The following is a 12,232-nucleotide window of genomic DNA, read 5'->3' as shown; positions in this document are numbered from 1 at the left end:
GTCGAAAGACACACATGACAAGCCCTCGACACGATCGTTTTCACGGCCGCGTAGCCCGCGATGCCGACTGCACTGTTCCTGGTTGCCGCGAAGCGGGTGAGTTTCGCGCCCCGCTGCGCCACCATATCAGCCAAGATGGCCCGCCCGCTTATCGCTGGCTATGCTTGGACCATGTGCGCCAATTCAACGCCGGATATGATTTTTTCGCTGGCATGACCGACGATCAAATCTATGCCGCCCAATCTCCCATGGCCGGATGGGAAAGCGAAACCCGTGCCTTTCGCGCGGCGGGCAGCGCCGACTTGCCCCCACGCTGGGCTGATTTCAAAGACCCGATGGACGCCTTGGGCGGGCGGTTTCGTGAACGGATGGACGAAGCCCGCCGCGAAGCCGCCGACCCACGCTTCAGCCGCGAAGAACATCGCGCCTTAAAACTGCTGCAACTGGACGGTTCCGCCGACCGCAGCACCCTTCGTCGCCGCTATGCCGAATTGCTGCGCCAATATCATCCAGACCGAAATGGCGGTGATCGCCGCTTTGAAAAACGGCTGACAGAGGTGATGGACGCGTATCAGTTGGTCAAAAAATCACGGGCCTTCGCATGAACGCTGGTTGGAATAAGCGTTGCAAGGCCGAACTCATCACGATACCGACATCGCACGGCACCAAATGTGCCTGCTAAGCCCTTTTCTTTTCTGCTTCGCTGGATGATAAAATGACCGATATTCCGAACAGTCTTGCCGATCACCATGGAACGACGCTGCTGCCAGCGCCGGATACAGAGGTGAGCGCGCGCGAGATGTTTGGCGTCGATATCGACATGATGGTCCCCGCCTTCAGCGAAGCCGACAGCCGCGTTCCCGACCTTGATCCCAATTATGTGTTCGACGGCGACACCACTTTGGCGATATTGGCTGGTTTCAAATATAACCGCCGCGTCATGGTCCAAGGCTATCATGGCACGGGCAAATCGACCCATATCGAACAAGTGGCCGCCCGCCTGAAATGGCCGTGCATCCGCATCAACTTGGACGCGCATATCAGCCGTATCGACCTTGTCGGCCGCGACGCCATTGTGCTGCGCGATGGCAAGCAAGTTACCGAATTTCGCGAAGGCTTGCTGCCTTGGGCGCTGCAAACACCCACCGCTTTGGTGTTCGACGAATATGACGCAGGCCGTCCCGACGTGATGTTCGTGATCCAGCGCGTGCTGGAAACCGAAGGCAAGCTGACGCTGCTCGACCAAAATCGTGTCATCCGGCCCAACCCACATTTCCGTCTGTTCGCCACCGCCAACACCGTCGGCCTTGGTGACACCAGCGGCCTTTATCATGGCACACAGCAAATCAACCAAGGCCAGATGGACCGTTGGAACATTGTCGTGGCGCTCAACTATCTGCCCGCTGCGGTGGAAAGCCAAGTCATCCTCGCCAAGGTTCCGGCCGCTGGCGCCGATACGGTCGCCAATATGGTCAAGGTCGCCGAACTGACCCGCCAAGGCTTTATCAATGGCGATATTTCCACGGTCATGAGCCCGCGTAGCGTCATCAGTTGGGCACAGAATGCCGAGATTTTTAACAATATCGGCTTTGCGTTCCGCTTGTCCTTCCTCAACAAATGCGACGAAGCCGAACGAGTGATCGTGGCCGAATATTATCAACGCGTGTTCAACCAAGAATTACCAGAAAGTATCGTCGCTAAATGAGGCTGAGCGGCCTCCTCCTCATGGTCGGTGCATCGCTGACCTTGGGCGGCTGCATCTCTCCTGTTGCTTATGGCGATATTCGCCATGGCGAATATGTGGCCGACCCGCGCTGCGATCCGCAGCCGGGCGACGCCACCAGTATCAACGGCTCGCAATTGCTGTTTTTCGTCACCAGCCGCCTGCCGGATTGTCGGTCCAACGATATCAGCCTGCTCCACCATCGTTCCGACCGGTTGCGCTATGGTCGTTTTGCCGAACCCCGCATGGTGATGCGCGGCGGCACGCAAAAGCTGCACACCGACATTGGTTTTGAACATGAAAATGATTGGTGGAGCGACCTAGAGGCGGAAACCAACCGCCGCAAAGGCCGCGTTCTGCTCTATGTCCATGGCTATCGCGAGGATTTCGATTCCACATCGAAAGACACGGCGCAAATCGCCCGCATGACCAACTTCGATGGTCCGGTCGTCAGCTACACTTGGCCATCCCAGGGCAAATTGCTCAGTTACATTACCGACGAAACCAACATGTATCATGACGTGGCCAATTTCCGCGTCTTTCTGCGCAAGCTAGCCGAACGACCATGGGTCAAGGAAATCATCGTCGTGTCCCACAGCTTGGGCGCGCGCTTGGTCATTCCCGCCATCGCCCATGTCGACGAGCATGCCGCCAGCGCGGACAGCAGCAATATCAGCAATATCATCCTCGCCTCGCCCGACATTGACCGCGAAACATTCGAGCGCGATATCTCCACCGATGTCCTCGCCCCGCGCCGCGTCGCGATGAACCGCCACATCACCATTTATTTGTCCGGCCATGACCGCGCCTTGGCGGCGTCGCGCACCTTGCACGGCTATCCACGCCTTGGCTCCCCTTATTGCTTCAACCCATTTCAAGCCCAAGAATTGGCGGCCAAGGGCCTGCCCGAACGCTGCTATGTCAAGGAAGTGTCCGGGATGACGGTGGTGGACACCACCGATATTTCGCGCGGTTCATCCGGCCACAGCGACTTTCTGTCCAGCGCCGAGGCGTGCCGTGATTTCGTCGATGTCGTCGCCGGAAAACGTAGCCGACCCGAACGCCGCGCCAGCGCGTTTAACCATGTTTTTCTGCTGCGCGGCGACCCCAAGATGGAGGGCGACGAACATCGCCAGATTTGCAGCCGCAAAAAAGGCGGCGATCCCGACTAGCCGCGCTGGCTGCCCAAATCACGCGGTCAGGCGGCCTTGCACTTACCTCAACCAAATCCGCACATCACCGCCACATCCGATAACCACAGACGCGTACCTTCGGATCGCCACAAAACATATCCAACCCCCGCCGCCGCCATAAAAATCAGCGCCGCTACCCGATCCTGACGGTTCAGTTTCATCTTCATGCGGTCGCCGCCCGCAAATTGCGGTCCGCAATCGGCAAGTGCAGCAGCACAGCCGCCAATCCCAAGGCAATCGACAACCCCCACATCACATCATAATTGCCGGTCGCATCGAAAATCAGCCCGCCAGCCCAAGCACCAAAGAAACTGCCGATCTGGTGGCTCAGGAACACAATGCCATAAAGCATCGACAAATGTTGAATGCCGAAAATACGGCCCACCAATCCGCTGGTCAGCGGCACGGTTCCCAACCACAAAAAGCCCATGCCCGCCGCAAAGGCCAAGGCCGTGGCCTGCGACAAGGGGACCAACAAAAAGGCCGCAATCACCAAGGATCTTGTGCCATATAAAGCCGACAAGATATATTTTTGGGGCAATTTATCCCCCAAGCGACCAAAGACATAGCTGCCCAAAATATTGAACAGCCCAACCAGCGCCAGCACCTTGGCCCCAATGGCCACCCCCAGCCCCTTGTCATCCAAATAGGCTGGCAAATGGGTGGCGATAAAGGCGATGTGGAAACCACAAATGAAGAATCCGCCGTTGATCAACCAATATCCACGGTGACCCACCGCTTCCTTCAGCGCGGCGGCGGCGCTGATAGGCGCGATGCTGGACGGAGCATTATTCAACACAGCAGGCGTCTTCACACGGCCCGCTACCCCCACAGCCAAAAAGCCCGTCGCCGCCATCATTGCTGCCATGATCAGCAATGTTTGCTGATATCCCACATCGCCCATCAGCATGGATGCCAAAGGAACCACCAAAAATTGTCCAAGCGACCCGCCCGCCGTGACCATACCAAACGCACTGCTGCGCTTCTCTGGCGGCACCACGCGGCCCACCGCGCCCAATACCACCACAAAGGTTGTCGCTGATTGGGCCGCACCAATAAGCAAGCCAAACCCCAAATGCAGACCCATCGCATCGCTGGCCCATGCCGACGCGGCCAAACCCAGCGCATATAGCATCGCGCCAACCAACACGACGCGTCCCGCCCCATGTTTGTCAGCCAAAGCGCCAACAAAAGGCTGAACCAAGCCGAACAGCAAATTTTGCAGCGCCATCGCCAAGCCAAAATCTGTCCGGCTAATGCCGATTTCCATGCTCATTTGCGGCAGGAACAAACCAAAACTCTGGCGAATTCCCATCGCGACCGTCACGATCAACGCTCCACAAAGGATGACAATCCACGGCTTTTTCATTGACATATCCATTGGCTCGACATGCGCTTCGTGCGCCGCATCGTCAAGCAAAGCCCGCCTAGGTACATCTTTCCCTTTTCACACGCCACCAAAGCGGGTTACAGCCGCTTTATGTCTGCGTCTTCTCCTCTCGATGAATTCAAGGCGGCCCTTTCCGGGGTCGCACGTGCCATCACCCGCGATGCGGAAGTGGAAGTGGGCTTCACCGCTGACACACCGATTGTGGTGGGAAAACAAATTAAGGTCCCCACCCCATCCCGCAGCCTGCCATTGGAACAAGTCGCCGAAGCGCGCGGCTTTGCCGACAGCCACGCACTCAAAATGCGCCACCACAATGAAAAGCTTCACAGCAATGCACGGCCCAGCGAAGCCGTCGCCGCCGCCGCCTTTGATGCCATGGAACGCGTCCGCATAGAGGCATTGGGCGCACGCCAGATGGCGGGCATGAAAAGCAATTTGGCAGCGGCCGTCAAAATGCGGATGCGCTCTGACCCGATCACCCGCGCCGCCAGCCGCGAAGATGTGCCATTGTCCAGCGCCATCGAATTGCTACTGCGCGAAAAACTGACCGGCGATGTTCCACCGCTGGGCACCGAAACCGGCCTGTCGCTGGTCCGCGAATGGATCAGCCAAGACGCAGGCGCCGATTTCACCGCGCTCTCCTTGCTTATCGACGATCAACACGCCTTTGCCGAAACCGCCAAATTGGCGCTGCGCCATCTCGATTTGATTAAATCCGATGATCAAAGCCCGCAAGAGGCTGGCGACGAAGATAGCGAAGAAGAAACGCCCCACACCGAAGAGCAAGAAGCCGAAGCCGAAAGCGAAGACGGCGGTAGCGGCGAAAGCGAGGCAGAGGCACGCCCCGAATCATCGGGCGATCAAACTGATGACGGCGACAGCGAATCCGATGATCAGGAAATGGACGCCGACGGCGACCCCGAAATGGGCGGCGAAGGCGACGAAGGCATGTTGCCCGTCCGGCCCAACCGGATGCCCACCGATGTTCCGCATTTCAACTATTCGACCTTCACCGAAAAGCATGACGAAGTGATCGCCGCCACCGAATTGTGCGACGATGACGAACTCACCCGCCTGCGCGCCTATTTGGATCAACAACTTCAGCCGCTGCAAAGCGCGGTCACCAAATTGGCCAACCGCTTGCAACGCCGCCTGATGGCCCAGCAAAATCGCGCGTGGGACTTTGACCAAGAAGAAGGCCAGCTCGACGCCGCGCGCCTGTCGCGCATCGTTGTCTCCCCCGGCTCCTCGCTCAGCTATAAAATCGAACGCGACACCGATTTTCGCGACACGGTTGTCACGCTGCTGCTGGACAATAGCGGCTCCATGCGCGGCCGTCCCATCAGCATCGCCGCGATCAGCGCCGATATTCTGGCCCGCACGCTCGAACGCTGCGGTGTCAAAACGGAAATTTTGGGCTTCACCACCCGCACATGGAAGGGCGGGCAAAGCCGCGAAGATTGGCTGGCCGCTGGCCGCCCCCCCGCACCTGGCCGCCTCAACGACCTGCGCCACATCATCTATAAACCAGCGGACGAGCCCTATCGCCGCGCCCGCAAAAGCTTGGGCCTGATGATGCGCGAGGGTTTGCTCAAGGAAAATATCGACGGCGAAGCCTTGGCATGGGCGCACAGCCGCATCATCAATCGCCCCGAAGACCGCCGCATCTTGATGGTCATTTCCGATGGCGCGCCCGTTGACGACAGCACATTATCGGTCAACCACGGGGCCTATCTCGATCAGCATTTGCGTCAGGTCATCGACTGGATTGAAAATAAATCACCAGTCGAACTCTGTGCCATCGGCATCGGCCACGACGTCACCCGCTATTACAGCCGCGCCGTCACCATCATGGACGCCGAACAATTGGGCGGCACCATGGTCGAACAATTGGCAGGATTGTTCGATATAAACTAAAATACATCGTACATGGTCCAATAAAATACCAATATTCGGACCATCTATTTTACGCTGTTCATTCGGTCGAAATATCTTTAACCATCCCCTCGATACTCTGGGGGGAGGATATCGGCGTTGTTCGTAACCATAAGCATGTCCGCATTTCTGTTTTTAGCCGCAGGTGCATCGGACCCAGCGCCAGATGCAGCGCCCAATCCTACGTTATCGCCACCGCCTTCAACGGCCGTTTTGACAGACCCAGCGCCACAGGACGTCCTCGTCGACACCGCGCCCAGCGCCCCGTCTGCGGATCAGATCCTTTTTCCCAGCGGCACAGAAGTGGCGGTCCGCGTCGAAGAAGCGGTTAGTTCCAAAACCCATGTCGCGGGCGATTTCTTTAAAATATCGCTTGCCGAACCCATCATCCACCAGCATCAGATCATCATTCCGGCTGGCGCGCAGGGCGAGGGTCAGATTGTCCACGCCTCGAAACCGCAATTCGGCGGCAAAGCGGGTGAGCTTATTCTGGCCGCCCGCTATGTTGTCCATCAAGACAGGAAAGTGCCCCTTCGCGGTTTCCAATTGGGGGCAGAGGGCGGCTCCAATCAAGGCTTGGCCAATGCTGCCGCCATATTCGCGGCCCCGTTGCCTTTGGTCATCATGGGGCGCAGCGCCGTCGTTCCGCCCGGCACCACCGGCATCGCCAAACTCAAAGAACCCATCCTCACAGATGCGCTCGTCCACGCCGTTCCATTGGCGCTCGACACACCCATCCAGACAGCACCTACCGAGGCCGCAACACCGGACAGCACAGCAAAATCCATCGAACCATCAGACATTTAACAAGGGGGAAAAATGTTGAACAAGTTTCTAATCGCCGCATTGGCCGTCACCGCGACCGCAACCATGCCCGCCACCATCCTACAACCAGCCATGGCGGCTGCACCCGCCACACCAAAGGTCGCGAAGACCATTCCCGCGCCTCAGGCTGGCAAAGGCCAAATCGTGTTTTACCGCAGCGGCGGTTCGGGCATGATGCTGGGCTGCGGCGTTAACGCGCAAGGCGCGCGCATCAGTGCACTTGGCGCGGGCCGCTACTTTATCTTGCCCGTCGAACCCGGTGCCCTAAGCTACACCGTTAAAAGCGAAGCCACGGACAGTTTAACGCTCGAAGTGGGTCCCGATGAAACGGCATATGTCAAATGCTCGATCAAAATGGGTATTGTCGTCGGTCGACCTGATCTGGCGCTGGGCAGCAAGGCCGATTTTGACCAACGCAGCCCGAAACTAAAATATGTCGACGCCGATGACCTAGGCCCATTGGTCCTCGCAGACCCCGCATCACCAGGTCTAACGGACGCTAGCACAGCGCCAGATACGACCGACGCAGCCGAATAAAATCATATGGTTAATTTACGCTGTTAAATCTGACACCATATTAATCTGGTAAAAATCTCCCCCTGCATTACGGTCAAGCCTCAGACCGAGCAGGGCTGGCCGCACAGCGTTGCAGGGGGAGATTTACGATATGACCAAAGCATCCGATCTGTTCATTCAATGTCTGGAACAAGAAGGCGTCGAATATATTTTCGGCGTGCCTGGCGAAGAAAATCTCGACTTTCTGGACAGCCTGTCTCGGTCCAAACAAATCAAGCTGATCCTCACGCGTCACGAACAGGGCGCGGGCTTCATGGCCGCCACCTATGGTCGTCACACCGGCAAGACGGGCGTATGTTTGGCCACCTTGGGGCCGGGTGCCACCAATTTCGTCACCGCCGCCGCTTATGCCCAATTGGGCGGTATGCCGATGCTGATGATCACCGGCCAAAAACCGATTAAAAAATCGAAACAAGGACGATTCCAAATCTTGGACGTGGTCCGCATGATGGGACCGATCACCAAATTCACCCATCAAATGGCCAGCAGCGACAATATCCCCAGCCGCGTACGCGAAGCCATCCGCTTGGCCGAAGAAGAAAAGCCGGGGGCCACCCATATTGAATTGCCCGAAGATATTGCGGACGAACAAACCGACAGCGTGCCGTTGACGCCCAGTCAGGTCCGCCGCCCGACCGCCGACGCGAAATCGGTGCGCGCCGCGGTCACGCAAATCGAACAGGCGAAATCCCCCGTTCTGGTCATCGGGGCCGGCGCAAACCGCAGTATGACCAGCCGGATGCTGATGCAGTTTATTGAAAAAACGGGCATCCCCTTCCTCACCACCCAATTGGGCAAAGGCGTGGTCGATGAACGTCACCCCAAATTCTTGGGCTGTGCAGCCCTATCCTCCGGCGATTTCGTCCACCGCGCGGTCGAAGCGTCGGACTGCATCATTAACATCGGCCATGATGTGATCGAAAAACCACCATTTTTCATGCGTCAAAAGACCCCCGACATGGACGCAGGGCCAACGGTCATCCATATCTCCACCCGCACAGCCGAGGTGGACCCTGTTTATTTCCCACATATTGAGGTGATCGGCGATATCGCCAACGCCATGTGGCAAATCAAGCAAGATATTGTGCCCAATGGCGGGTGGAAATTCGACCATATGCTGGCCTTCCGACAGGCAGAGGTCGACCATACCACCCCCTTGGAACAAGATGCGCGTTTCCCCATTTTTCCACCCTATTTGGTGCGGGCCGTCCGTGATGTGATGCCAGAGGACGGCATTATTTGCTTGGACAACGGCATTTATAAAATCTGGTTTGCACGCGGCTATACCGCTTACCGCCCCAATACGGTGTTGCTGGACAATGCCTTGGCTACCATGGGTGCGGGCCTGCCGTCGGCGATGATGTCCGCCATGCTATATCCCGAACGGCGGGTCATGGCGATTTGCGGCGACGGCGGCTTTATGATGAACAGTCAGGAAATGGAAACGGCGGTGCGCCTTGGCCTGAACCTGACCATCCTGATTTTGAACGACAATAGCTATGGCATGATCCGCTGGAAACAGGCCAATATGGGCTTTCAGGATTGGGGCCTGTCCTATGGCAACCCCGATTTCGTCAAATATGCCGAAAGCTATGGCGCGCACGGGCACCGCGTGACCAGCGCCGAACATCTCAAGCAACTATTGGCGGAAACAGGCGCTTCTAAGGGTGTCCACCTCATCGAGGTGCCCGTCGATTATAGCGAGAACGACCAGATTTTGAACATCGACATCAAAACCCTGTCGAAAAACCTATAATCCACACCCTCATCCCCTTGGGGCGGGAGCATCTGTCATGTCCTTAAAATCCGTCTATCCACTATATTTGAACAATAAAGCCGAACAGCCCAATCAAGATTTGGCGGTGACGGACAAATATAGCGGCGAAATCGCCTTTCACACCGCCTTGGCCACGCCCGACATCATCGACGCGGGCATCGCGGGCGCCGTGCGCGCCGCCCCCGCCATGGCCCGCCTCGCCAGCTATGAACGCCAAGCCGTGCTCAACCATTGCGTGACGCGTTTTCAAGCCCGCGCCGACGAACTAGCCTATGCCTTGTGTGTCGAGGCTGGCAAACCCATTAAGGACAGCGAGGGGGAGGTCAGCCGGTTGATCGACACCTTCCGCATCGCCGCCGAAGAAGCGCCGCGCATTTATGGCGAGGTGCAACCGCTGGACATATCGCCACGCTCCCGCGCTTATATGGGCATGTGGAAACGCGTGCCTATCGGCCCGTGCAGCTTCATTTCGCCCTTTAACTTTCCGCTGAACCTCGCCGCCCATAAAATCGCCCCCGCCATCGCAGCGGGCTGTCCCTTTGTGATGAAACCGGCCAGCAAAACACCGCTGGGTGCCCTGATTATCGGGGAAATATTGGCCGAATGCGACATTCTGCCGCTCGGCGCTTTCTCCATCCTGCCCGCCAGCCGCGATGGTGCCGATTTATTCACCACCGACGACCGCTTGAAACTATTGTCCTTCACCGGCTCCCCCGCTGTGGGCTGGGACCTCAAGGCCAAAGCGGGCAAAAAGAAGTTGGTGCTGGAACTGGGTGGCAACGCCGCCGTGGTCGTCGACAAAGACGCCGACCTTGATCATGCCTTGGACCGGATTATTTTTGGGGCCTTCTACCAATCCGGTCAAAGCTGCATCGGCGTTCAACGCATCATCATCCACGCCGATATTTACGACAAATTCCGCGCCATGCTGGTCGCCAAAACCCAGACATTGGTGGCGGGCGACCCGCATGACCGCAATACGTTCATCGGTCCGATGATCTCCGAAAATGAAGCCAAACGCTTGGAAGGATGGATTAACAGCGCCCTTGCCAATGGCGCGCGGTTGCTGGCTGGCGGCACCCGAAAGGGCGCGATGCTGGACGCCACCTTGCTGGAAAATGTCGCGCCCGACCAAGACGCCTATCGCGAGGAAGCCTTTGGTCCTTTGGCCATTCTCTCAAAATTCACCGAATGGGATGATGCGATCGAACAAGTCAACAACAGCAAATATGGCCTGCAAGCGGGCCTATTCACCAACGACATTCACAAGGCATTGAATGCGTGGGATGATCTGGATGTCGGCGGCGTGGTGATTAACGATGTGTCATCCTTCCGTGTCGACAATATGCCCTATGGCGGCGTGAAAGATAGCGGCTTGGGCCGCGAAGGGGTGCGCTTCGCGATCGAAGATATGACCGAAATTCGCAACATGGTCATCCTACGCAACCGCTAGCCCGCATCCTAAAATAAAATGAGCATCTTTCACAATTGTGAAAGATGCTTTCCCAGCGTTGAAACATCGCCCTTCACTGGCCTATGCCCATTCCCATAAGTGTAGGGAGCGGGATGCCAGCACGGCCATGATCCACACAGACCATGGCCGTGCCACATCTCTTAAGCATAGGATGATGATGATGACCCAAGCGGCGCAGGGCATGGATGCCGATGTTTTCGACCAGTTTATCGACCAACTGCAACGCTATGTGCGCGAACGCCTGTTGCCCACCGAAAAGACCATCGTCGAAACCGACCTGATCCCCGACGATATCTTGAACGAAATGCGGGATATGGGCCTGTTCGGCCTGACGATGCCCGAGGAATTTGGCGGCGCGGGCATGAATGTCTCGCAATATATCAAGACCATCCACACGCTCAGCTATGCCATGCCAGCCTTTCGTTCGATCATCTCGATCAATATCGGCATGTTCTGCTCCGGACTGAAAAATGGCGGCACCGATGCGCAAAAGGCCGAATGGCTACCCCGCGTCGCATCTGGCGAAATCGCCGCCTTTGGCCTCACCGAACCTGGCTCGGGCTCCGACAGCGCGGGCCTGCAAACCATGGCCGTCAAGGTTGACAATGGATGGAAAATCACCGGCACAAAACGCTATATCACCAACGCGCCCTTCGCCAAAGTCGGCCTGATTATGGCCCGCACCGACAAAGAGAATTTACCGAAAAACGCCCATGTCTCCGCCTTCATCGTGCCGTTGGACGCGGCTGGGGTCAGCATTGGCAAATCCGACAAGAAAATGGGCCAATCCGGCAGCCATATCGCCGACATCATCATGGACGATGTTTTTGTTGGCGATGACGCCTTACTGGGCGGCGAAGTCGGCAAGGGCTTCAAATATGCGATGATGAGCTTGGATAACGGTCGCATGTCGGTTGGCGCCGCCGCCACTGGCTATGCCCGCCGCGCCTTGGACAGCGCCCTTCGCTATGCCAATGAACGCAAGGCCTTTGGCGAACCCATCGCCAATTTCCAATTGATCCAGCAAATGCTCGCGCAAAGCGAAATCGATATTTACGCCGCCGAATGCATGATGGCCGACGTCGTGGCCCGCGCCGATGCTGGTGAAAATGTCCTGCGCAAGGCAGCCGCCTTCAAGGTTTTTGCATCCGAAATGTGCGGCCGCGTCGCGGACGCCTGTGTCCAAATCTATGGCGGCGCTGGCTATTTGGCGGAATATGACGCCGAACGCTTCTTCCGCGACAGCCGCATTTACCGCATTTACGAAGGCACGACGCAAATATTGCAGCTGCAAATCGCCAAGCATATGCTGCGCGAATTTAACGCAGCAGGATAAACG

Annotated in this window: 11 protein-coding genes; 9 read left to right on the top strand and 2 right to left on the bottom strand. The window is 57.3% G+C overall.

The features are described 5' to 3' along the window. Window positions 1–14 precede the first annotated feature (14 nt). From LKO31_RS06325 to LKO31_RS06315, 3 genes are all read left to right on the top strand, one after another. Window positions 15–605, top strand: coding sequence for a J domain-containing protein (locus LKO31_RS06325; RefSeq protein WP_227689319.1), 591 nt, complete (start codon window positions 15–17; stop codon window positions 603–605). 110 nt (window positions 606–715) lie between these two features. Continuing rightward, window positions 716–1,705 carry a cobaltochelatase subunit CobS gene (cobS, locus tag LKO31_RS06320; protein WP_227689318.1) on the top strand — a complete coding sequence of 330 codons (990 nt, stop codon included), beginning with the start codon at window positions 716–718 and terminating at the stop codon, window positions 1,703–1,705. A 20-nt stretch (window positions 1,706–1,725) separates the two neighbouring features. Beyond that, a complete protein-coding gene (locus LKO31_RS06315) occupies window positions 1,726–2,895 on the top strand; it encodes an alpha/beta hydrolase (RefSeq protein ID WP_227689317.1) in 1,170 nt (389 codons plus the stop codon). 47 nt (window positions 2,896–2,942) lie between these two features. Here the strand turns inward: LKO31_RS06315 and LKO31_RS06310 are convergent, their stop codons facing one another. Both LKO31_RS06310 and LKO31_RS06305 read right to left on the bottom strand, forming a co-directional pair. Beyond that, complete coding sequence (locus tag LKO31_RS06310; protein ID WP_227689316.1) at window positions 2,943–3,083, bottom strand: hypothetical protein; 141 nt, start codon at window positions 3,081–3,083, stop codon at window positions 2,943–2,945. Then, a complete protein-coding gene (locus LKO31_RS06305) occupies window positions 3,080–4,285 on the bottom strand; it encodes an MFS transporter (RefSeq protein ID WP_227689315.1) in 1,206 nt (401 codons plus the stop codon). The genes LKO31_RS06310 and LKO31_RS06305 overlap by 4 nt, the downstream gene beginning before the upstream one ends. Window positions 4,286–4,396: 111 nt before the next feature. Between LKO31_RS06305 and cobT the strand changes: the two genes are divergently transcribed. The 6 genes from cobT (at window position 4,397) to LKO31_RS06275 (ending at window position 12,229) form a co-directional block, all read left to right on the top strand. Next, window positions 4,397–6,223, top strand: a complete 1,827-nt coding sequence (gene cobT, locus LKO31_RS06300) for a cobaltochelatase subunit CobT (RefSeq protein WP_227689314.1) — start codon at window positions 4,397–4,399, stop codon at window positions 6,221–6,223. Window positions 6,224–6,454: 231 nt separating this feature from the next. Beyond that, window positions 6,455–7,048 carry a hypothetical protein gene (locus LKO31_RS06295; RefSeq protein ID WP_227689313.1) on the top strand — a complete coding sequence of 198 codons (594 nt, stop codon included), beginning with the start codon at window positions 6,455–6,457 and terminating at the stop codon, window positions 7,046–7,048. A 12-nt stretch (window positions 7,049–7,060) separates the two neighbouring features. Further along, window positions 7,061–7,603: a hypothetical protein gene (locus tag LKO31_RS06290; RefSeq protein ID WP_227689312.1), complete on the top strand. Its 543-nt coding sequence runs from the start codon at window positions 7,061–7,063 to the stop codon at window positions 7,601–7,603. 130 nt (window positions 7,604–7,733) lie between these two features. Next, a complete protein-coding gene (locus LKO31_RS06285) occupies window positions 7,734–9,398 on the top strand; it encodes an acetolactate synthase large subunit (RefSeq protein ID WP_227689311.1) in 1,665 nt (554 codons plus the stop codon). A gap of 37 nt (window positions 9,399–9,435) precedes the next feature. Continuing rightward, window positions 9,436–10,872, top strand: coding sequence for an aldehyde dehydrogenase family protein (locus tag LKO31_RS06280; RefSeq protein WP_227689310.1), 1,437 nt, complete (start codon window positions 9,436–9,438; stop codon window positions 10,870–10,872). A 172-nt stretch (window positions 10,873–11,044) separates the two neighbouring features. Then, window positions 11,045–12,229 (top strand): acyl-CoA dehydrogenase family protein, encoded by a 1,185-nt coding sequence (locus tag LKO31_RS06275; RefSeq protein ID WP_227689309.1) that lies wholly within the window; start codon window positions 11,045–11,047, stop codon window positions 12,227–12,229. The last annotated feature ends 3 nt before the right edge of the window (window positions 12,230–12,232 follow it).

Origin of the sequence: Sphingopyxis yananensis (assembly GCF_020687785.1) — a bacterium.
Classification (GTDB): Bacteria; Pseudomonadota; Alphaproteobacteria; order Sphingomonadales; family Sphingomonadaceae; genus Sphingopyxis; species Sphingopyxis yananensis.
This window is presented reverse-complemented; position numbering and strand designations above follow the sequence as displayed.